The organism is Citrobacter freundii ATCC 8090 = MTCC 1658 = NBRC 12681 (assembly GCF_011064845.1).
GTDB lineage: Bacteria > Pseudomonadota > Gammaproteobacteria > Enterobacterales > Enterobacteriaceae > Citrobacter > Citrobacter freundii.
The window spans coordinates 3611351-3632864 of the sequence record NZ_CP049015.1 but is presented as its reverse complement, the minus strand read 5'-3'; the positions used below and the strand labels follow the sequence as shown (position 1 = coordinate 3632864).

Below are 21514 nucleotides of genomic sequence, written 5' to 3'. Positions count from 1 at the left end.
GGATAAGGCGTTTATGCCGCCATCCGACAAAAGTTTCATCGACTTTGCAAAGTTGTTTCCAGTTCCCGCTATCCTTGCTCTATGAACATTTCCTCGCCTCAGCGTTGTAGTGTAGAATGCGGCGTTTCACTTAAACAGACGTTAAGCTCAGAACAGCGACTTCTCAGAGCCTGCTCAGGCGGGCGTAAGGCACAATAATTACACTATATGAAGAACATACGTAACTTTTCAATCATAGCTCACATCGACCACGGTAAATCGACGCTGTCTGACCGTATTATCCAGATCTGCGGTGGCCTGTCTGACCGTGAAATGGAAGCGCAGGTTCTCGACTCGATGGATCTTGAGCGTGAGCGCGGTATTACTATCAAAGCGCAGAGCGTGACGCTCGATTTCAAAGCATCTGATGGTGAAACCTATCAGCTTAACTTTATCGACACCCCGGGCCACGTTGACTTCTCGTATGAAGTTTCCCGTTCGCTTGCCGCCTGTGAAGGTGCACTGCTGGTGGTTGATGCCGGGCAGGGCGTAGAAGCACAGACCCTGGCTAACTGCTATACCGCCATGGAAATGGATCTGGAAGTGGTGCCGGTTCTGAACAAAATCGACCTACCGGCCGCCGATCCTGAACGCGTAGCGGAAGAGATCGAAGATATCGTCGGTATCGATGCGACAGATGCCGTTCGCTGCTCGGCGAAAACCGGCGTTGGCGTCACTGACGTTCTTGAACGTCTGGTACGCGACATTCCGCCGCCGGAAGGTGATCCGGAAGGCCCATTACAGGCGCTGATCATCGACTCCTGGTTCGACAACTACCTTGGCGTGGTGTCGCTGGTGCGTATTAAAAACGGCACCATGCGTAAAGGCGACAAAATTAAAGTAATGAGCACCGGTCAGGTCTATAACGCCGACCGCCTGGGGATCTTCACGCCAAAACAGGTTGACCGTACCGAGCTGAAATGCGGCGAGGTAGGTTGGTTGGTTTGTGCGATTAAAGACATCCTCGGCGCGCCGGTTGGCGATACCCTGACGCAGGCGCGTAACCCGGCAGACAAACCGCTGCCAGGCTTTAAAAAAGTGAAGCCACAGGTTTACGCCGGTCTGTTCCCGGTCAGCTCTGACGACTATGAAAACTTCCGTGACGCGCTTGGCAAGCTGAGCCTGAACGACGCCTCCCTGTTCTACGAACCGGAAAGCTCTACCGCGCTGGGCTTCGGCTTCCGTTGTGGCTTCCTTGGTCTGCTGCACATGGAGATCATTCAGGAACGTCTGGAGCGTGAATACGATCTGGATCTGATCACTACCGCGCCGACCGTAGTCTACGAAGTCGAAACCACGGCGAAAGAGACTATCTACGTCGATAGCCCGTCCAAGCTGCCGCCGCTGAACAACATCTACGAACTGCGTGAGCCGATCGCTGAGTGTCACATGCTGCTGCCGCAGGCTTACCTTGGCAACGTCATCACCCTGTGTATCGAGAAGCGTGGCGTCCAGACCAACATGGTTTACCACGGTAACCAGGTGGCGCTGACGTATGAGATTCCGATGGCGGAAGTAGTACTCGATTTCTTCGACCGTCTGAAGTCGACCTCTCGCGGCTATGCGTCGCTGGACTATAACTTCAAACGCTTCCAGGCGTCTGACATGGTGCGCGTTGATGTCCTTATCAACAACGAACGTGTCGATGCGCTGGCGCTGATTACTCACCGCGACAACTCCCAGAGCCGTGGCCGCGAACTGGTTGAGAAGATGAAAGATCTAATCCCTCGCCAGCAGTTTGATATCGCGATCCAGGCGGCCATTGGTACGCACATCATCGCGCGTTCAACCGTGAAGCAGCTGCGTAAAAACGTTCTGGCGAAATGCTACGGCGGTGATATCAGCCGTAAGAAAAAGCTGCTGCAAAAACAGAAAGAGGGTAAAAAGCGCATGAAGCAGATCGGTAACGTCGAACTGCCGCAGGAAGCGTTCCTCGCCATTCTGCATGTCGGTAAAGACAGCAAATAATCTTAAGGAGTTGGCATGGCGAACATGTTTGCCCTGATTCTGGTGATTGCCACACTGGTGACGGGCATTTTATGGTGCGTAGATAAATTCATCTTCGCACCAAAACGCCGGGAGCGTCAGGCAGCAGCGCAAGCTGCTGCAGGTGATTCACTGGATAAAGCAACGCTGAAAAAAGTATCCCCTAAGCCGGGCTGGCTGGAAACCGGGGCATCCGTTTTCCCGGTACTGGCGATTGTGCTGGTGGTACGTTCATTTATTTATGAGCCGTTCCAGATCCCGTCAGGTTCGATGATGCCGACGCTGCTTATCGGTGACTTTATCCTGGTGGAGAAATTCGCCTACGGGATTAAAGATCCGATTTACCAGAAAACGCTGATCGAAACCGGTCATCCGAAACGCGGTGATATCGTGGTGTTTAAATACCCGGAAGATCCGCGCCTGGACTACATTAAACGTGCTGTCGGTTTACCGGGAGACAAAGTAACGTACGATCCAGTGGCGAAAGAAGTGACTATTCAGCCAGGATGCCGTTCCGGTCAGGCGTGTGAAAACGCGCTGCCGGTAACGTATTCGGATGTTCAGCCAAGTGATTTCGTACAGACCTTTGCGCGCCGTAACGGTGGGGAAGCGACCAGTGGCTTCTTTGAAGTTCCGCCGAACGAAACGAAAGAGAACGGTATTCGTCTCTCTGAGCGTAAAGAAACGCTGGGTGAGGTTACGCACCGCATTCTGACCGTGCCAATCGCGCAGGATCAGGTGGGAATGTATTACCGCCAGCCTGGTCAGCAACTGGCAACCTGGATCGTCCCGCCAGGGCACTACTTCATGATGGGTGATAACCGTGACAACAGTGCGGACAGCCGTTACTGGGGATTTGTGCCGGAAGCGAATCTGGTGGGTAAAGCGACCGCTATCTGGATGAGTTTCGATAAGCAAGAAGGTGAATGGCCGACCGGTGTGCGTTTAAGCCGTATTGGTGGCATTCACTAATCGCCGATAATCGTTCACGTTGTCGTCATTACGGCGGCAGCGTGAATTATTTCTCGGATAAATTCCCGCAGACTAACGACATCCCTTGTCGTTGTGTATAGAATATTCCCCCGAAGTTTTAGGTTGGCACCGACAGGTTGCCACGGCACACGAAACAGCGTTGGTTTGTATATAAAAGCATGCAGGCGAAGCCAGATGGCTCCGCAAAGTGCGTATATCAGGTCTGTTTCGTGTGCTGAATTGTTGACGCATTCATTTATTGGTATCGCATGAACCCCATCGTAATTAATCGGCTTCAACGGAAGCTGGGCTACACTTTTAATCATCAGGAGCTGTTGCAGCAGGCATTAACTCACCGGAGCGCCAGCAGCAAACATAACGAGCGTTTAGAATTTCTGGGCGACTCTATTTTGAGCTTTGTTATCGCTAATGCGCTGTATCACCGTTTCCCACGAGTGGACGAAGGTGACATGAGCCGCATGCGCGCAACGCTGGTTCGCGGCAATACGCTGGCTGAATTAGCCCGTGAGTTTGACCTCGGTGAATGTTTACGTTTGGGGCCTGGTGAGCTGAAAAGCGGCGGCTTCCGTCGTGAATCGATCCTGGCCGATACCGTTGAAGCCTTGATCGGCGGCGTCTTCCTCGACAGCGATATTCAAACCGTTGAGCAATTAATCCTGAACTGGTATCAAACTCGTCTGGATGAAATTAGCCCAGGCGACAAACAAAAAGATCCGAAAACGCGCCTGCAGGAATATTTGCAGGGTCGCCACCTGCCTCTGCCGTCTTATTTGGTGGTACAGGTCCGTGGTGAAGCACACGATCAAGAATTTACTATCCACTGCCAGGTCAGCGGCCTGAGTGAACCGGTGGTTGGCACAGGTTCGAGCCGTCGTAAGGCTGAGCAGGCTGCCGCCGAACAGGCGTTAAAAAAACTGGAGCTGGAATGAGCGAAGAGAAAACTTACTGCGGATTTATTGCCATCGTCGGTCGCCCGAACGTCGGCAAATCCACCCTGTTGAATAATCTGCTTGGGCAGAAGATTTCTATTACCTCACGTAAGGCTCAGACAACACGTCACCGTATTGTTGGCATCCATACCGAAGGCGCGTATCAGGCGATTTATGTCGATACCCCGGGCCTGCATATGGAAGAAAAACGAGCGATCAACCGCCTGATGAATAAAGCGGCGAGCAGCTCGATCGGTGATGTTGAACTGGTTATTTTCGTTGTGGAAGGCACCCGCTGGACGCCGGACGACGAAATGGTGCTCAACAAGCTGCGTGATGGCAAAGCCCCGGTTATTCTGGCTGTGAACAAAGTAGACAACGTTCAGGAAAAAGCCGATCTGCTGCCGCACCTGCAGTTCCTGGCAAGCCAGATGAACTTCCTTGATATCGTGCCGATTTCTGCCGAAACCGGCTTGAATGTCGATACCGTTGCGGGCATCGTGCGTAAGCATTTGCCGGAAGCTATTCATCACTTCCCGGAAGATTACATCACAGATCGTTCTCAGCGCTTTATGGCCTCAGAAATCATCCGTGAAAAGCTGATGCGTTTTCTGGGTGCTGAATTGCCGTACTCCGTTACCGTGGAAATTGAGCGATTTATCTCCAATGAGCGCGGTGGTTACGATATTAACGGTCTGATCCTCGTTGAACGTGAAGGGCAGAAGAAGATGGTTATTGGCAACAAAGGGGCCAAAATTAAAACCATCGGCATCGAAGCGCGTAAAGACATGCAGGAGATGTTCGAAGCGCCGGTCCACCTCGAACTGTGGGTGAAGGTGAAATCCGGCTGGGCCGATGACGAACGCGCGCTGCGTAGCCTCGGTTACGGCGACGACGTCTAAACCCATCTTCTGAAACACGGCGAGTATATGGAAGGATGGCAACGAGCCTTTGTCTTGCATAGTCGCCCCTGGAGCGAAACCAGTCTCGTGCTGGACGTCTTCACGGAAGAGTCGGGTCGCGTGCGCCTGGTGGCTAAAGGCGCACGTTCCAAACGTTCTAATCTCAAAGGCGCGCTCCAGCCTTTTACCCCGTTGTTGCTTCGCTTTGGTGGGCGTGGAGAGGTCAAAACCCTACGTAGTGCTGAAGCCGTTTCTCTGGCACTCCCTCTTAGCGGTATCACGCTGTACAGCGGCTTGTATATCAACGAGCTTGTCTCGCGCGTACTCGAGTACGAAACCCGCTTTTCTGAACTCTTTTTCGATTACCTGAACTGTATTCAGGCGCTGGCTGGCGTGACGGGTTCGCCAGAACCTGCATTGCGTCGCTTTGAGCTGGCCTTACTTGGACATCTGGGGTACGGCGTCGATTTTACCCACTGTGCGGGCAGCGGCGAGCCGGTAGACGACACGATGACCTATCGTTACCGGGAAGAAAAAGGGTTTATTGCCAGCGTCGTTATTGATAACAATACCTTTACCGGACGCCATCTCAAAGCACTTGAGTCGCGTGAATTTCCTGATGTCGATACGTTACGCGCCGCGAAACGCTTTACCCGCATGGCGTTAAAGCCGTATCTTGGTGGTAAGCCGTTAAAAAGCCGGGAACTGTTCCGGCAATTTATGCCAAAACGCGCAGTAAAAACAAATAATGATTAACGAGGATTGTCATGGCTGAATTACTGTTAGGCGTCAATATTGACCACATTGCCACGTTACGTAATGCACGCGGTACCGCATATCCGGACCCGGTTCAGGCAGCGTTTATCGTTGAACAGGCGGGCGCGGACGGTATTACCGTACACCTGCGTGAAGACCGTCGCCATATCACCGACCGTGACGTGCGTATTTTGCGCCAGACGCTGGATACGCGCATGAATCTGGAAATGGCAGTCACCGAAGAGATGCTGGCGATTGCCGTTGAGACTAAGCCGCATTTTTGCTGCCTGGTGCCGGAAAAACGTCAGGAAGTTACCACTGAAGGTGGTCTGGACGTCGCCGGTCAGCGTGACAAGATGCGCGATGCCTGCAAACGCCTGGCGGACGCAGGCATTCTGGTTTCGCTGTTTATCGATGCCGACGAAGAACAGATTAAGGCCGCTGCGGAAGTTGGCGCGCCGTTTATTGAAATTCACACCGGCTGTTACGCCGATGCGAAAACCGACGCAGAGCAGGCCAGCGAACTGGCGCGTATTGCCAAAGCGGCAACTTTTGCCGCCAGCCTTGGCCTGAAGGTGAATGCGGGCCACGGCCTGACGTATCACAACGTTAAAGCTATTGCACGGATCCCGGAAATGCATGAGTTGAACATTGGCCATGCCATTATCGGGCGCGCGGTGATGAGCGGTCTGAAAGATGCCGTAGTCGAAATGAAGCGCCTGATGCTGGAAGCGCGTGGCTAATGGCGATTTTGGGATTAGGTACGGATATCGTGGAGATTGCCCGCATCGAAGCGGTAATCTCCCGTTCCGGCGACCGCCTGGCAAGACGTGTGCTCAGCGACAACGAATGGGCAATCTGGGAAGCGCATCAGCAGCCGGTGCGTTTCCTGGCGAAGCGTTTTGCAGTCAAAGAGGCGGCAGCAAAAGCCTTTGGCACGGGTATTCGCAATGGGCTGGCGTTTAATCAGTTTGAAGTCTTTAACGACGAACTCGGTAAGCCGCGTCTGCGATTATGGGGAGAGGCGTTAAAACTGGCGGAAAAACTCGGCGTCGCGCATATGCATGTGACGCTGGCCGATGAGCGTCACTACGCCTGCGCCACGGTGATTATCGAGAGTTAGATTCTGCACGTTGCCGGATGGCGACGCGTGGCGTCTTATCCGGCCTACGGGTTATACGATTATTGCAGGGCTGGGTAGGCCTGATAAGCATTAGCGCCATCAGGCTTCATCGCCGAATGGCGACGCGGTTAAAGTTTATCGGCGTGGTGCATCAGCACAAACTTATCCCACAACTGCTCTTCTGTTTCGACATGTGCCGGATCTTTCAAAATAGTATTGGGGATCGGGCACACCTTCTGGCAGGTTGGCGTGTCGTAATGGCCTACGCATTCCGTACACTTGTCGCTGTTAATCTCGTAAATGCTATCACCCATCGAAATCGCCTCATTCGGGCATTCGGGCTCGCACATATCGCAATTGATACACTTTTTAGTGATTAACAGGGCCATCAGGAAACTCTCAAAACATCACAAATCGGGCGGGCATTATACGCGCATTCTTTGTTCAGACCAGTTTTTTTACCAGAGCTTCGCTGTGGCGAATACGTTCCGGAGCATGCTCCAGATCCTGCTGCACCAGCGCCATAAACAGTAAATCAGTGAGCATCATTTGCGCATGAGTGGAGGAAATCGCTGCGCTGCGCGTGGCCTGCTCCTCGGCAATCGTGTACAGACAATGACTTGCCCGTTGCTGCAGGGCGTTCGGTGTAAATCCAGTGATGGCGAGGATTTTCGCGCCGGTGCGCAACGTTTCATCTGCAGCCAGGTTGAGCTCGCGGCGCTCTCCGGTATACGAAATGGCCAGCAGCAGATCGTTGGGCGAAAGGGCTTGCACCGTCGCCAGCAGGGCGTGCATATCGCGTTCCACCACCGCGTTAAAACCAATCTTCAGCAACTTCCAGGCAAAATTCTGTGCCACCAGACCCGATGCGCCAATCCCGGTCACGATAATGCGTCGGGCTGAACGCAGCATTGTGACGCTCTCCATCAGTTTCTCTTCGCTGTTGACGTCCAGCGTCGCATGCATCGCCGCCACGTTCTCCTGAATCAACTTTTCCCCCACCAGACGCATAGGATCGTCACCGCGAATCTGATTATGTACCGGAATGGAATGGGGGTTGGGATTGCTGGCCAGCGCTTCGCTGATCGCCAGTTTGAGTGCAGGAAATCCTTTAAAACCCATCTTTTGCGCGAACTTCACCACGCTGGACTGGCTGACGCCCGCCTCCGCGGCCAACTGCTGCGAACTGAGATGACGCGCAGTATCCGGCTGGGAAAGGAGATAATCTGCCAATTTTTTATCGCTTTGCGCGAGGTCCGGGTAACGCTGACGAATGCGAATTAAACAGTTCATGCTGTCTCCTGGCGAAAACGTGATGGCGATTACAAAACAAAATTTCATTCGCCTGGATGAATATAATATTCCATTATGGCAGATTATTATGAATTAAAAATTCCTAAGGAACAAAAAATGAATCTCGGTGCATTAGTTTCAGAAACCCGCAATCCACAGACCATGGACCTGGATGCGCTCTCCACGCTGGAGTTGGTTCATCGTTTTAATCAACAGGATACGCTGGTAGCCGAAGCAGTAAAAGCAACTCTGCCTCAAGTTGCGTGTGCGGTTGATGCGGCAGCTAACGCGCTAAAAGCAGGTGGTCGCATTATTTACATGGGAGCGGGGACCAGCGGGCGTCTCGGGGTACTGGATGCGTCTGAATGCCCACCGACCTTCGGCGTTCCGCACGGTCTGGTGGTTGGGTTGATTGCCGGGGGGCCGGGCGCGCTGCTGAAGGCGGTTGAGGGTGCGGAAGATAACCCACAGTTAGGTGAAGACGATCTGTGTGCGCTCAATCTTACCGCGCAGGATCTGGTGGTGGGGCTGGCAGCATCTGGTCGCACGCCGTATGTAATTGGTGGGCTGAAATATGCGCGTTCGGTGGGCTGTACGACGGTGGCTATTTCTTGCAATCCGGATTCCCCTATCGCGCATGAAGCGGATATTGCCATTTCTCCTGTAGTGGGGCCAGAGGCGCTGACCGGGTCAACACGACTGAAATCCGGCACCGCGCAAAAGCTGGTGCTCAATATGATCTCCACCGGAGCGATGGTGAAGTTCGGTAAGGTTTATCAGAACCTGATGGTGGACATGCAGGCAACCAACGTCAAACTGGTCGATCGGGCGTGCCGTATGGTGGTTGAAGCCACGGGAATTGCGCGTGAACAGGCGCAAGCGCTGCTAAAGCAGACTGATTTTGACGTTAAGCCAGCTATTTTAATGGCGCTCACCGGCCTTGACGCCGCTGCCGCCCGCGAAAAGCTTGCCGCTCACCAGGGTTTTTTACGCGCGGCGTTAGAACACTAAGAGGTGTATATGGATAAGACGGTGGTGCTGGCCAGCGATATTCTACTGGGCGTTGGTGGAGAGAAAAATATTCTGCGCCTGGAAAACTGTATGACCCGCGTCAGGGTTGAAGTTCAGGATGATGGACAGCTCGATATCCCTCGTCTCAGGCAACTGCCCGGTGTCAGCGGCTACGTGAAGCAGGGCGCGCAACACCAAATTATTGTCGGCCCCGGTAAAGCGGCCAAAGTGGTGGATGCCATGCGTTCCCTGATTGCCGATGGCGGCGAGCGAGCTGGTGCCAATGATATCGAGCGCACAAAGTCAGATGCCAAAGCGAAGTACAAAGCGCCGATGAGCGATGCGCTGCGCAAGCTGGCGAACGTCTTTATCCCTCTTATTCCGGCGTTTATCGCCTCTGGTTTGATTACCGGCATTATTAACATCCTTAAGCGCCCGGACATCGTGGGGGATTTTGCGACCCACTATCCGAATATGCTGGGGTTGATGGGCATATTTGGCAGCGCCGTGTTTGCCATTATGAATATTCTGGTCGGGGTGAATACCGCCAAAGTTTTCGGTGGTTCCCTGGCGATGGGCGGGGTGATGGCGGGGATTCTCTCCAGCCCGCAACTGGCACAAATCACGCTGTTTGGCGAAGCGTTGCAGCCGGGGCGCGGCGGAGTGATCGCGGTACTGCTGGTGGTGGTGTTGATGTGTTGGATCGAACGCAAATTCCGCGAGCTGTTGCCAGAATCACTGGAGCTTATCCTTAATCCGCTGCTGACTACCATCATTACCGGCGTAATCGCGATTGTGGCGCTGCAACCGCTTGGCGGCTGGATTTCTGAGTCTATTGCTCACGGCGCATCCTGGGCTATCGATCGCGGCGGTTTTCTGGTCGGTGCCGTGCTGGCAGGAACCTTCCTGCCGTTGGTGCTCACTGGACTTCATCAGGGATTGGTGCCCATCCATGTTGAGCTGGTTCAGGCACACGGTTATAACGCGCTCTTTCCGATCCTGGCGATGGCGGGCGTTGGGCAAATAGGTGCTGCGATCGCGGTTCTGATGAAAACCCGAAATGCGCGGTTAAAAAAAGTAATCAAAGGTGCACTGCCTGTCGGACTGCTGGGTATAGGCGAGCCGCTGATTTTTGGCGTAACGCTGCCGTTGGGTAAGCCGTTTATCGGTGCATGTCTTGGCGGCGCGGTAGGTGGAGCGCTGATTAGCTACTGGAAGGTGGCGACGGTCATCACGTTTGGCATCTCCGGATTACCGCTGGCACTGACGATTGTTGCCGGAAAAGTGATGTTCTATCTGTTAGGCTATCTGGTAGCAGTTATCGCCGGGTTCCTGTTTACCTGGCTATTGGGATTCACTGATCCAGAGGAATAAGGTTTGACCAATCACCAGCGCCGCGTTGTCTTTTTTGATTTGGATGGCACGTTACACCAGCAGGATATGTTCGGTAGTTTTATTCGTTATCTGCTGCGTCGCCAGCCGCTGAACGCGTTGCTGGTGCTGCCTCTGCTACCGGTGATTGCGCTGGCATTGCTAATACAAGGGCGCGCCGCCCGCTGGCCAATGAGCCTGCTGTTATGGGGATGCACTTTTGGTCGCAGCGAGGCGCGTCTGAAAGCGCATCAGGCCGACTTTGTGCGTTGGTTTCGCAGTAACGTGACAGCATTTCCGCTCGTGCAGCAGCGGCTGACAACCTACCTGTTAAGCTCTGACGCTGACATCTGGCTTATCACCGGCTCTCCGCAGTCGTTGGTCGAGCAGGTTTACTTTGATACTCCGTGGTTACCGCGAGTCAATCTGATCGCCAGCAAAATGGCGCGGGGATACGGCGGCTGGGTGCTGACTCTGCGCTGTCTGGGCCATGAGAAAGTGACGCAACTGGAGCGGCAGATTGGCGCACCGTTGTCTCTCTACAGCGGCTACAGCGACAGTAAGCAGGATAATCCGTTACTCTCTTTTTGCCAGCATCGCTGGCGCGTCACGCCGCGCGGAGAGCTGCAACAACTCGAATAGAGTAAACGATAGCGTCTGTGTATAATGCGCCCGCTTTTATTGGTGGAGTAACCCCTTTGTCAGATGTTGAATTTAGCCACGAATACTGGATGCGTCATGCTTTAACGCTGGCTAAGCGCGCCTGGGATGAGCGTGAAGTCCCGGTGGGTGCGGTATTGGTACATAACAACCGAGTGATTGGCGAAGGCTGGAACCGCCCGATAGGTCATCATGATCCGACTGCCCACGCTGAGATTATGGCGCTGCGTCAGGGCGGCCTGGTGCTGCAAAACTACCGTCTGTTAGATGCCACGCTGTACGTCACTCTGGAGCCGTGCGTGATGTGCGCAGGCGCGATGGTGCATAGCCGTATCGGTCGGGTCGTTTTTGGTGCACGCGATGCGAAAACGGGCGCTGCCGGGTCATTAATGGATGTGCTGCATCACCCTGGGATGAATCATCGGGTTGAAGTGACAGAGGGGGTCCTGCGGGATGAATGTGCCACGTTGCTCAGTGATTTCTTTCGCATGCGTCGGCAGGAAATCAAGGCCCTGAAAAAATCCGCTAATCAGTAAATACCAATCAGACTACTGGTCCTCTTTCTTTTGTGCCGAAAATAGCAGGGAAGGGGAGTGCGACAGGTAGTTTGACGACGTCTGAGTCAGAAAGGCTGAAAGCGGAAATTTATCTTTACCCAACAGCTCAGCCGGCGACACCGCCGGGTAATCCTGAGCCAGTTGCTGCGTTTCCTGCGCCTGTTTTTCTTTCTCCTGCAGATACCCCACCAGGCTAATCTGGTACTTACGGATATTTTCCACATAGGCGTAAGCTTCGTGGCCACGCGCATAGCCATAGGTCAGCTTGTTGTAATACGGCTTTTGGCTGAGCAGCGGTAGCCGCTGTTTTACGTCGGACCAACTGTTCGGATTGCCTTTGGTTTTCACCGTTAGCGCCCGCGCATCAAGCATGTGCGCATAACCCATGTTATAGGCTGCAAGGGCAAACCAGATGCGTTCTCCTTCGGGGACGGTATCCGGTACTTTACTCATCATATCCTGCAAGTATCGCGCGCCGCCGCTGATACTCTGTTCGGCATCGGTACGGTCGGTCAGCCCGAGACTCTGAGCAGTATTTTTGGTCAGCATCATCAGTCCGCGTACGCCGGTCGGGGATGTAGCCTGCGCGTCCCAGTGCGACTCCTGATAGGATATTGCGGCGAGCAGTCGCCAGTCTATCTCCTGCGCATACTTCTCAAACAGCGGCTTAAGGTCCGGCAACACGCTGTCTACGGCGCGCAAAAAGGTGCGGGTATCGACATAGTCAAAATCATCGCCATGCCCGAGATATTTCTCTTCCAGCCGTGCCAGAGAACCGTCTTCATTCATGGTGTTAAAGAAATCCAACAAGGCGGCAGACAGCGTGTTGTCATCGTCCAGACGACTAAACCAGGTCACCGGCTGTTCGTCAGAGACGTCCAGCGCCACGGCCAGCTCAGGATGCACGCGTTGGTATAAGCTGATGGCGACAGAATCTGCAATGGTGTAATCCAGCTTTCCGGCGATTACATCATCGAGCAATTCGGTGGTGCCCTTTTTGTCATCAACTTTCCAGCTCAGATCGGGAAATTTTTTCTCTTTTAGCTGCTGGAGGTCGTTAACCACCACGTGCCCCGGGGCGATAGTCAGTTGGCTTTCGTTCACGGTGGCAAGCGTGCGCGGGCGATATTGCCCAACCCGGTACACCAGCTGTTGTGAAACCGAATAATAGGTCGGGCCCGGCTGGTAATTTTTCACCCGCTCGCTGTTATAGACCAGGCCTGCGGCTAACAGGTCGGCATTGCCGTTATCCAGGTCGTCAAAAAGCTGGCTGATGTTCTGGCGTACGGTAACTTTTAACTTCACGCCTAAGTAGTCGGCAAATTCCTGGGCCAGTTCATAATCCAGGCCGAATTTTTTGCCGTTGAGGGTCGCGTAAGTTAACGGCGAGTCGATGGTACTGACGCGCAGCTCTCCCCGCGACTGAATGGCGGCGATACGATTTTCGGCTTTACCGAACCAGGGAATAGATGGCCAAAGGGCCGCTGCCAACAACAGCGTCAATATGCCGATGAACAGATAATTAATCTTTAATTTTTTCAATTAGTTAATTCTCTGAACCGTACGTTTTCTCTGCCTGCTGTGGTGTTGATTAAGAAGTGAAGTCGTCATTAATGAACGGCATTTTGCTTAAACTTGCGTCAGTTGGCAACTTATTCAGAAATCTGACCGCATTTGATGATAAGTGACGGTCGTGATTTTATTTCGACGCAAACGGTTTCGTCGGCGCGGTAGATTCTTTATAATGACGCCCGTTTCCCCACTTGGGCACACCGAAAGCTTAGAAGACGAGAGACTTATGATGGAAATTCTGCGTGGTTCACCTGCACTGTCTGCATTCCGTATTAACAAACTGCTGGCACGTTTTCAGGCTGCCAACCTCCAGGTCCACAATATTTACGCCGAGTACGTCCATTTTGCCGATCTGAATGCACCGTTAAATGAAGATGAGCACGCGCAGCTTGCACGCCTGCTGAAATATGGTCCTGCTCTGCAAAGCCACGCCCCGGAAGGAAAACTGCTGCTGGTTACGCCTCGCCCTGGCACCATCTCCCCGTGGTCTTCTAAAGCGACTGATATTGCCCACAACTGCGGTCTGCATCAGATTAGCCGCCTGGAACGTGGCATTGCCTGGTATGTAGAAGCCTCTACACTGACCGCTGAGCAATGGCAGATGGTGGCCGACGAACTGCACGACCGAATGATGGAAACGGTTTTCTCTGCGCTGAACGATGCCGAAAAACTGTTTGTCCATCACCAACCGGCGCCGGTCTCCAGCGTTGATCTACTGGGTGAGGGACGTCAGGCGCTGATCGACGCTAACCTGCGTCTGGGTCTGGCGCTGGCGGAAGACGAAATTGACTATCTGCAGGATGCGTTCACCAAACTGGGGCGCAACCCGAACGACATTGAACTGTACATGTTTGCGCAGGCCAACTCCGAGCACTGCCGCCACAAGATTTTTAACGCCGACTGGGTTATCGACGGTAAACAACAGCCTAAGTCGCTGTTCAAGATGATCAAGAATACCTTCGAAACCACGCCGGACCACGTGCTGTCTGCCTATAAAGACAACGCCGCGGTAATGGAAGGTTCTGAAGTGGGCCGCTATTTTGCCGATCACAAAACCGGCCGCTACGATTTCCATCAGGAACCAGCCCACATCCTGATGAAGGTAGAAACTCATAACCACCCGACGGCTATCTCTCCGTGGCCAGGTGCGGCAACCGGCTCCGGCGGAGAAATCCGCGATGAGGGTGCAACCGGTCGTGGTGCAAAACCGAAAGCCGGGCTGGTAGGCTTCTCCGTCTCCAACCTGCGTATTCCTGGCTTTGAACAGCCTTGGGAAGAGGACTTTGGTAAGCCGGATCGTATTGTCACCGCGCTCGACATCATGACTGAAGGCCCGCTGGGCGGCGCGGCGTTTAACAACGAATTTGGTCGCCCGGCGCTGACCGGCTACTTCCGTACCTATGAAGAAAAGGTCAACAGCCATAACGGCGAAGAGCTGCGCGGTTACCATAAACCGATCATGCTGGCAGGCGGGATCGGTAACATCCGTGCCGATCACGTGCAGAAGGGCGAGATCGTCGTTGGCGCCAAGCTGATCGTCCTCGGCGGCCCGGCGATGAACATTGGCCTTGGTGGCGGGGCAGCCTCCTCTATGGCTTCCGGCCAGTCTGATGCCGATCTTGATTTCGCTTCTGTACAGCGTGACAACCCGGAAATGGAACGTCGTTGCCAGGAAGTTATCGACCGTTGCTGGCAGATGGGTGATGCGAACCCAATTCTGTTTATCCATGACGTTGGCGCGGGTGGCCTGTCTAACGCCATGCCGGAGCTGGTAAGCGATGGCGGTCGCGGCGGTAAGTTCCAGCTGCGCGATATCCTCAGCGATGAGCCGGGTATGAGCCCGCTGGAAATCTGGTGTAACGAGTCACAGGAGCGCTACGTGCTGGCGGTTGCTGCTGACCAGCTTCCGCTGTTCGATGAGCTGTGTAAGCGTGAACGCGCGCCGTACGCGGTCATCGGTGAAGCTACCGAAGAACAGCATCTGACCTTGAGCGACAGCCACTTCGACAACCAGCCGATCGACATGCCACTCGATGTGCTGCTGGGTAAAACACCGAAAATGACCCGCGATGTGCAGACGCTGAAAGCCAAAGGCGATGCCCTGAATCGTAGTGAAATCTCGATTGCAGATGCGGTTAACCGCGTGCTGCATCTGCCAACTGTCGCGGAGAAAACGTTCCTCGTGACTATCGGTGACCGTACCGTTACCGGTATGGTGGCGCGTGACCAGATGGTTGGTCCATGGCAGATCCCGGTCGCCAACTGCGCGGTCACTACCGCAAGCCTCGATAGCTACTACGGCGAAGCGATGTCTCTCGGCGAGCGCGCGCCAGTCGCATTGCTCGACTTCTCAGCCTCTGCGCGTCTGGCTGTAGGTGAGGCGCTGACCAACATTGCGGCAACGCAGATTGGCGATATCAAACGCATTAAACTGTCGGCCAACTGGATGGCGGCTGCAGGTCACCCTGGCGAAGACGCCGGACTGTACGAAGCGGTAAAAGCCGTTGGGGAAGAATTATGTCCGGCGCTTGGCCTGACCATTCCGGTGGGCAAAGACTCTATGTCGATGAAAACCCGCTGGCAGGAAGGCAACGAACAGCGTGAAATGACCTCGCCGCTATCGCTGGTGATCACCGCCTTTGCCCGCGTGGAAGATGTGCGCCACACCATTACCCCGCAGCTTTCTACTGAAGATAACGCCCTGTTGCTGATTGACCTTGGTCTGGGTCACAACGCGCTTGGTGCGACGGCGCTGGCGCAGGTTTACCGTCAACTGGGGGATAAGCCTGCCGATGTGCGTAACGTAGCGCAACTGAAAGGCTTCTACGACGCCATTCAGGCGCTGGTCGCACAACGTAAGCTGCTGGCCTACCACGATCGCTCCGACGGTGGCTTGCTGGTGACGCTGGCGGAAATGGCCTTCACTGGTCACTGCGGTATTGAAGCTGATATCCACTCTCTGGGGGAAGATCGTCTGGCGGCGCTGTTTAACGAAGAGCTGGGCGCGGTGATTCAGGTTCGCGCAGGTGATCGTGAAGCGGTTGAGGCGTTGCTGGCTCAACATGGCCTGGCCGATTGCGTGCACTATCTGGGGAAAGCCGTGCAGGGCGACCGCTTCGTGGTCGAAGCAGATGGTCATGCGGTGTTCAGCGAAAGTCGCACCACGATGCGTATGTGGTGGGCGGAAACCACCTGGCAGATGCAACGTCTGCGCGATAACCCGGAATGCGCCGATCAGGAACACGACGCTAAAACCAACGATGCCGATCCGGGTCTCAACGTCAAACTGACGTTCGATATTAACGACGATGTTGCCGCGCCGTATATCGCCACCGGTGCGCGTCCGAAAGTGGCCGTGCTGCGCGAGCAGGGCGTTAACTCCCACGTCGAAATGGCGGCAGCTTTCCACCGTGCGGGCTTTGACGCCATCGATGTACACATGAGCGATCTGCTGGGGGGACGCATCGGCTTGGGTAACTTCCAGGCGCTGGTAGCCTGCGGCGGCTTCTCTTACGGCGATGTACTCGGCGCAGGGGAAGGTTGGGCGAAGTCAATTTTGTTCAACAACCGCGTGCGTGATGAGTTCGAAACCTTCTTCCATCGCCCGCAAACCCTGGCGCTCGGGGTGTGTAACGGTTGCCAGATGATGTCTAACCTGCGTGAGCTAATCCCAGGAAGCGACCTGTGGCCGCGCTTTGTGCGTAACCACTCCGACCGCTTTGAAGCCCGCTTCAGCCTGGTCGAAGTGACGCAAAGCCCGTCCTTACTGCTTGCCGATATGGTGGGGTCGATGATGCCGATTGCCGTTTCTCACGGTGAAGGTCGTGTGGAAGTGCGTGACGGTGCGCATCTGGCTCAGCTTGAGAGCAAAGGTCTGGTGGCACTGCGCTACGTCGATAACTTCGGTAAGGTGACCGAGGCTTACCCGGCTAACCCGAACGGTTCGCCGAATGGTATTACTGCTGTGACCACTGAAAATGGTCGCGTCACCATTATGATGCCGCACCCAGAACGTGTGTTCCGTACCGTGAGCAACTCCTGGCACCCGGAAAATTGGGGCGAGGACAGCCCGTGGATGCGTATCTTCCGCAACGCGCGTAAACAGCTTGGATAATTAGCCTATGATCATCAAGCCCCTCTTGTGAGGGGCTTTTTTTTGTCTGCCGCCTGATAACGCTACGCTTATCAGGCTTACGGGGAAATGCGGTTGTAGGCCGGATAAGGCGTTCACGCCGCTAACCGGCAATAAACTCAGCGCTTGCACCTAAAAGTAAAGTGTCGGGAAATGCCGACATAGATAAGGTTACATTGTCGCCAAAAAGAGACATTTAATTATTTGATTTAAAACGAATTTATTTTTAAGTGTTACAGGTGTTGCTGATTGGCGACGGTGTGGGTGAAAAATGGACAATATCATTTCTCATATAAATAATCATATTTTCTATATTTATCATTGTGTTAATAAAGTGTTTTGAATATTGGCACAGATGCTGCATAATATTAACCAGTGGCTCATTCACCTTCTTATGTCAGCCCCTTCGGGACGTGCTACATAAACTTCGAATGACGCACAACAAGGTGCCTGCCGTCCAACATCTGATATTAGCGAAGCTCATATCAACCTCCGGGCGAAACGTCGAGTTAGGCACCGCCTTATTCCGCAACAAAGCCGGGTTAATCCCGGCTTTGTTGTATCTGGCGTTCCCCTCAGTTAGCATCAACCTATTCCTGTCCATTGAGAGTAACGCCTTGAAGCGCTGGTCAGTTTTCCCCCGATCTTTACGTCAATTGGTGATGTTGGCATTTTTGCTGATCCTGTTGCCGTTGTTAGTTTTGGCCTGGCAGGCGTGGCAAAGTCTGAATGCCCTGAGCGCGCAGGCTGCGCTGACGAACCGCACCACGCTGATTGACGCCAGACGCAGTGAAGCGATGACCAATGCTGCGCTGGAGATGGAGCGCAGCTATAGGCAATACTGTGTGCTTGATGACTCAACGTTGGCCAAGGTCTACCAAAGTCAGCGTAAACGCTACAGCGATATGCTGGATGCGCATGCGGGGGTGTTGCCAGATACCAAGCTCTACCAGGCGTTGCGTCAGGATCTTAACGATCTCGCGCAGTTGCAGTGTAAAAACAGCGGCCCTGACAGTGTGTCGGCTGCACGGCTGGAAGCGTTCGCCAATGCCAATACCGAGATGGTGCAAGCGACGCGTACCGTCGTCTTTTCTCGTGGCCAGCAGTTACAGCAGGAAATAGCCGAACGCGGGCAGTTTTTTGGCTGGCAGGCACTGGTGCTGTTTCTCCTTAGCCTGGCGATGGTGCTGTTGTTTACCCGTATGATTATCGGTCCGGTGAAGGGCATCGAACGGATGATCAACCGTCTGGGAGAAGGGCGCTCGTTGGGCGATAGCGTATTATTAACTGGGCCCCGCGAGCTGCGATCCGTGGGGCAGCGTATTATCTGGTTAAGTGAACGCCTCTCCTGGCTTGAGTCGCAACGGCATCAGTTTTTACGCCATCTTTCTCATGAGCTGAAAACACCGCTGGCGAGTATGCGTGAAGGTACCGAATTGCTGGCCGATCAGGTAGTGGGCCCGTTAACACCGGAGCAAAAAGAGGTGGTCGGCATCCTCGATGACAGCAGCCGCAACTTGCAAAAACTGATTGAGCAACTTCTCGATTACAACCGCAAGTTCGCGGATGATGAGGCTGAGCTTGAAAGTGTGGAAATCGCGCCGCTGGTGGAAAGCGTTGTTTCTGCGCATAGCCTGCCCGCTCGCGCCAAAATGATACATACTGATGTTGCGCTTGCGGTGAACGCCTGCCTGGCAGAACCGATGCTGTTGATGAGCGTGCTGGACAATCTTTATTCCAATGCGGTGCACTACGGCGCTGAATCCGGTAACATTTGGATCCGCAGCAGTTTGCATGGATCAACGGTATACATCGATGTAATGAATACCGGCACACCGATCCCTGAAGCAGAACAGACCATGATCTTCGAGCCTTTTTTCCAGGGTAGCCATCAGCGAAAAGGGGCGGTAAAAGGAAGCGGGTTGGGGCTAAGCATTGCCAGAGATTGCATTCGCCGTATGCGGGGCAAACTGTATCTGGTTGATGACCATGCGCAAAACGTTTGTTTTCGCATAGAACTGCCGCTAGCTGCTGCGAAAAATCACTAAAATAAACCTAAGTCTGGTGAGTATGCCATACGTTGTTGCCCGAATGCTTAAACGACATTTTCTTCATCGCGTCATCCTCGCAAGCCTGCCGTGCCTGGCACTGGTTGGTTGCGTCCCGAACGCGGTGAATCATATTATCGGCGATCCTTCGCAGGAGAAAATTCCGCCTAATCAACTGGCGGACTACCTTGCAACCGACTGTACGGATATCTGGTCGCTGTCTGGCCAGTCCACAGAAACCAACCCGCTGTACTGGCTGCGGGCGATGGACTGTGCCGATCGCATGATGCCGGTACAGGCGCGCAGTGAAGCCAGTGCTCAGCTCACGGATACCTGGCAGGGCGCTTTCAAACGCGGGATCCTGCTTGATAACGCCCGCATTACCCCGCCTGAACGGCGAGAGGCAGTTACGCATCTCGACGCGTTAAGCCCACAAATTCCGAGTCAGGTTCGACCGCTTTATCAGGCCTGGTTCCGTAATCAAATGTTGCAGTTACAGCTTGCCGAAGAGCGCCTGCGCTACAGTAAGCTCCAGCAGTCGTCAGACAGCGATCTCGATACGCTGCGTCAACAGCAACAACATTTGCAGTCCCAGCTCGATCTCACGACCCGCAAGCTGGAGAATCTGACCGATATTGAGCGCCAGCTTTCAACGCGCAAACCCGCCGGTAACTACAATCCTGATGCGCCGCACGGGAACGATAAACTCACTACGCCTGATAACGAAGAAGGCGCAGCGCCGTCTGCCGATGAGGTTACGCCATGATAAGCCGTAAGCCCGCACATCTGCTGTTGGTGGATGACGATCCGGGCCTGTTGAAATTACTTGGAATGCGGCTGACCAGCGAAGGCTACAGCGTCGTGACCGCGGAAAGTGGGCAGGAAGGGTTACGGGTACTGAACCGTGAAAAAGTGGATCTGGTTATCAGCGATCTGCGCATGGATGAAATGGATGGCATGCAGCTGTTTACTGAAATCCAGAAAGTGCAGCCGGGCATGCCGGTGATTATCCTGACCGCTCACGGCTCCATCCCGGACGCCGTTGCGGCGACCCAGCAAGGGGTCTTCAGTTTTCTCACTAAGCCAGTCGACAAGGACGCGTTATATCACGCGATTGACGGGGCGCTGGAACAGTCTGCGCCTGCTACTGATGACAGTTGGCGTGAGTCCATTGTCACCCGTAGCCCGCTGATGCTACGTCTGCTGGAACAGGCGCGAATGGTGGCGCAGTCGGATGTTAGTGTCTTGATCAACGGCCAAAGCGGAACCGGGAAAGAAGTTTTCGCCCAGGCTATTCACAACGCCAGCCCGCGCAGCCACAAGCCCTTTATTGCCATTAACTGTGGCGCGTTGCCGGAACAACTGCTGGAGTCTGAACTGTTTGGTCATGCGCGCGGCGCTTTTACCGGCGCGGTGAGTAATCGTGAAGGGCTGTTTCAGGCCGCGGAAGGCGGCACGCTTTTTCTCGATGAGATTGGCGATATGCCTGCACCGTTACAGGTGAAACTGCTGCGCGTATTGCAGGAACGAAAAGTCAGACCGTTGGGCAGTAACCGCGATATCGACATTGATGTGCGGATCGTTTCTGCGACCCACCGCGATTTACCCAAAGCGATGGCTCGGGGCGAATTTCGCGAGGATTTGTACTATCGCCTCAACGTGGTGAGCCTCAAGATCCCTGCGCTGGCCGAGCGTACGGAAGATATTCCGCTGCTGGCGAACCATCTGCTGCGCCAGTCTGCTGAACGGCACAAACCGTTCGTACGCGCCTTTTCAACCGATGCCATGAAGCGGTTAATGACCGCCAGCTGGCCGGGCAATGTGCGTCAGCTGGTCAACGTAATTGAGCAGTGCGTGGCGTTGACCTCTTCGCCAGTGATCAGCGACGCGCTGGTGGAGCAGGCGCTGGAAGGGGAAAACACCGCGCTGCCGACATTTGTTGAGGCGCGTAACCAGTTTGAGCTCAACTATCTGCGTAAGCTGCTGCAAATCACCAAGGGCAATGTGACTCACGCGGCAAGAATGGCGGGGCGCAACCGCACCGAATTCTATAAGTTGCTTTCTCGACACGAGCTGGATGCAAACGATTTCAAAGAATAAATCTGCGGATTATGTTAGCTTTATTCGATCAAAAGACAGGCG

Annotated in this window: 18 protein-coding genes; 15 read left to right on the top strand and 3 right to left on the bottom strand. The window is 54.2% G+C overall.

Translation table 11 applies throughout. The annotated features are described in order from the left end of the window. Nucleotides 1-207: 207 nt before the first annotated feature. The 7 genes from lepA to acpS all read left to right on the top strand — a co-directional run bounded on the left by lepA (nt 208) and on the right by acpS (nt 6728). Complete coding sequence (gene lepA, locus G4551_RS17520) at nt 208-2007, top strand: translation elongation factor 4 (protein WP_003037577.1); 1800 nt, start codon at nt 208-210, stop codon at nt 2005-2007. Nucleotides 2008-2022: 15 nt separating this feature from the next. After that, nucleotides 2023-2997, top strand: coding sequence for a signal peptidase I (gene lepB, locus G4551_RS17515; RefSeq protein ID WP_003838377.1), 975 nt, complete (start codon nt 2023-2025; stop codon nt 2995-2997). A 269-nt stretch (nt 2998-3266) separates the two neighbouring features. Then, nucleotides 3267-3947: a ribonuclease III gene (gene rnc / locus G4551_RS17510; RefSeq protein WP_003037579.1), complete on the top strand. Its 681-nt coding sequence runs from the start codon at nt 3267-3269 to the stop codon at nt 3945-3947. Further along, nucleotides 3944-4849, top strand: coding sequence for a GTPase Era (gene era, locus G4551_RS17505; RefSeq protein ID WP_003037581.1), 906 nt, complete (start codon nt 3944-3946; stop codon nt 4847-4849). The genes rnc and era overlap by 4 nt, the downstream gene beginning before the upstream one ends. 27 nt (nt 4850-4876) lie before the next feature. After that, nucleotides 4877-5605 carry a DNA repair protein RecO gene (recO, locus tag G4551_RS17500; protein ID WP_003838382.1) on the top strand — a complete coding sequence of 243 codons (729 nt, stop codon included), beginning with the start codon at nt 4877-4879 and terminating at the stop codon, nt 5603-5605. Nucleotides 5606-5616: 11 nt separating this feature from the next. Beyond that, a complete protein-coding gene (gene pdxJ, locus G4551_RS17495) occupies nt 5617-6348 on the top strand; it encodes a pyridoxine 5'-phosphate synthase (RefSeq protein ID WP_003838383.1) in 732 nt (243 codons plus the stop codon). Continuing rightward, nucleotides 6348-6728: a holo-ACP synthase gene (gene acpS, locus G4551_RS17490; protein ID WP_003838384.1), complete on the top strand. Its 381-nt coding sequence runs from the start codon at nt 6348-6350 to the stop codon at nt 6726-6728. Before pdxJ ends, acpS begins: the two co-directional genes overlap by 1 nt. Nucleotides 6729-6856: 128 nt before the next feature. On the opposite strand, the gene G4551_RS17485 is transcribed toward acpS, so the two are convergent. Both G4551_RS17485 and G4551_RS17480 read right to left on the bottom strand, forming a co-directional pair. After that, nucleotides 6857-7117, bottom strand: a complete 261-nt coding sequence (locus G4551_RS17485; RefSeq protein ID WP_003037590.1) for a YfhL family 4Fe-4S dicluster ferredoxin — start codon at nt 7115-7117, stop codon at nt 6857-6859. A 55-nt stretch (nt 7118-7172) separates the two neighbouring features. Beyond that, entirely contained in the window at nt 7173-8021 is an 849-nt protein-coding gene (locus tag G4551_RS17480) for a MurR/RpiR family transcriptional regulator (protein ID WP_003037593.1), read from the bottom strand. A gap of 117 nt (nt 8022-8138) precedes the next feature. On the opposite strand from G4551_RS17480, the gene murQ reads away from it, so the two are divergent. The 4 genes from murQ to tadA all read left to right on the top strand — a co-directional run bounded on the left by murQ (nt 8139) and on the right by tadA (nt 11599). After that, nucleotides 8139-9032, top strand: a complete 894-nt coding sequence (murQ, locus tag G4551_RS17475; protein ID WP_003037596.1) for an N-acetylmuramic acid 6-phosphate etherase — start codon at nt 8139-8141, stop codon at nt 9030-9032. Nucleotides 9033-9041: 9 nt separating this feature from the next. Next, a complete protein-coding gene (locus tag G4551_RS17470) occupies nt 9042-10406 on the top strand; it encodes a PTS transporter subunit EIIC (protein ID WP_003838387.1) in 1365 nt (454 codons plus the stop codon). Between the two features lie 3 nt (nt 10407-10409). Then, entirely contained in the window at nt 10410-11045 is a 636-nt protein-coding gene (gene yfhb / locus G4551_RS17465; RefSeq protein WP_003037603.1) for a phosphatidylglycerophosphatase C, read from the top strand. A gap of 89 nt (nt 11046-11134) precedes the next feature. Then, nucleotides 11135-11599, top strand: coding sequence for a tRNA adenosine(34) deaminase TadA (gene tadA, locus G4551_RS17460; RefSeq protein ID WP_229235875.1), 465 nt, complete (start codon nt 11135-11137; stop codon nt 11597-11599). 12 nt (nt 11600-11611) lie between these two features. On the opposite strand, the gene mltF is transcribed toward tadA, so the two are convergent. After that, nucleotides 11612-13162 (bottom strand): membrane-bound lytic murein transglycosylase MltF, encoded by a 1551-nt coding sequence (gene mltF / locus G4551_RS17455; RefSeq protein WP_003838390.1) that lies wholly within the window; start codon nt 13160-13162, stop codon nt 11612-11614. A 256-nt stretch (nt 13163-13418) separates the two neighbouring features. On the opposite strand from mltF, the gene purL reads away from it, so the two are divergent. The 4 genes from purL to glrR all read left to right on the top strand — a co-directional run bounded on the left by purL (nt 13419) and on the right by glrR (nt 21472). Continuing rightward, a complete protein-coding gene (gene purL / locus G4551_RS17450) occupies nt 13419-17306 on the top strand; it encodes a phosphoribosylformylglycinamidine synthase (protein ID WP_032941156.1) in 3888 nt (1295 codons plus the stop codon). A gap of 635 nt (nt 17307-17941) precedes the next feature. Beyond that, a complete protein-coding gene (gene qseE / locus G4551_RS17445; protein ID WP_003838394.1) occupies nt 17942-19372 on the top strand; it encodes a two component system sensor histidine kinase QseE/GlrK in 1431 nt (476 codons plus the stop codon). A gap of 22 nt (nt 19373-19394) precedes the next feature. After that, nucleotides 19395-20138 (top strand): two-component system QseEF-associated lipoprotein QseG, encoded by a 744-nt coding sequence (qseG, locus tag G4551_RS17440; protein ID WP_003838395.1) that lies wholly within the window; start codon nt 19395-19397, stop codon nt 20136-20138. After that, entirely contained in the window at nt 20138-21472 is a 1335-nt protein-coding gene (gene glrR / locus G4551_RS17435) for a two-component system response regulator GlrR (protein WP_304502307.1), read from the top strand. Before qseG ends, glrR begins: the two co-directional genes overlap by 1 nt. Nucleotides 21473-21514 lie beyond the last annotated feature (42 nt).

Bases quoted from the DNA above. Each gene is read 5' to 3' on its own strand.
- recO (WP_003838382.1), top strand. From the start codon at position 4,877: ATGGAAGGATGGCAACGAGCCTTTGTCTTGCATAGTCGCCCCTGGAGC.
- tadA (WP_229235875.1), top strand. From the start codon at position 11,135: ATGCGTCATGCTTTAACGCTGGCTAAGCGCGCCTGGGATGAGCGTGAA.
- G4551_RS17485 (WP_003037590.1), bottom strand. From the start codon at position 7,117: ATGGCCCTGTTAATCACTAAAAAGTGTATCAATTGCGATATGTGCGAG.
- lepA (WP_003037577.1), top strand. From the start codon at position 208: ATGAAGAACATACGTAACTTTTCAATCATAGCTCACATCGACCACGGT.
- era (WP_003037581.1), top strand. From the start codon at position 3,944: ATGAGCGAAGAGAAAACTTACTGCGGATTTATTGCCATCGTCGGTCGC.
- murQ (WP_003037596.1), top strand. From the start codon at position 8,139: ATGAATCTCGGTGCATTAGTTTCAGAAACCCGCAATCCACAGACCATG.
- pdxJ (WP_003838383.1), top strand. From the start codon at position 5,617: ATGGCTGAATTACTGTTAGGCGTCAATATTGACCACATTGCCACGTTA.
- purL (WP_032941156.1), top strand. From the start codon at position 13,419: ATGATGGAAATTCTGCGTGGTTCACCTGCACTGTCTGCATTCCGTATT.
- rnc (WP_003037579.1), top strand. From the start codon at position 3,267: ATGAACCCCATCGTAATTAATCGGCTTCAACGGAAGCTGGGCTACACT.
- lepB (WP_003838377.1), top strand. From the start codon at position 2,023: ATGGCGAACATGTTTGCCCTGATTCTGGTGATTGCCACACTGGTGACG.
- qseG (WP_003838395.1), top strand. From the start codon at position 19,395: ATGCCATACGTTGTTGCCCGAATGCTTAAACGACATTTTCTTCATCGC.
- G4551_RS17470 (WP_003838387.1), top strand. From the start codon at position 9,042: ATGGATAAGACGGTGGTGCTGGCCAGCGATATTCTACTGGGCGTTGGT.
- acpS (WP_003838384.1), top strand. From the start codon at position 6,348: ATGGCGATTTTGGGATTAGGTACGGATATCGTGGAGATTGCCCGCATC.
- G4551_RS17480 (WP_003037593.1), bottom strand. From the start codon at position 8,021: ATGAACTGTTTAATTCGCATTCGTCAGCGTTACCCGGACCTCGCGCAA.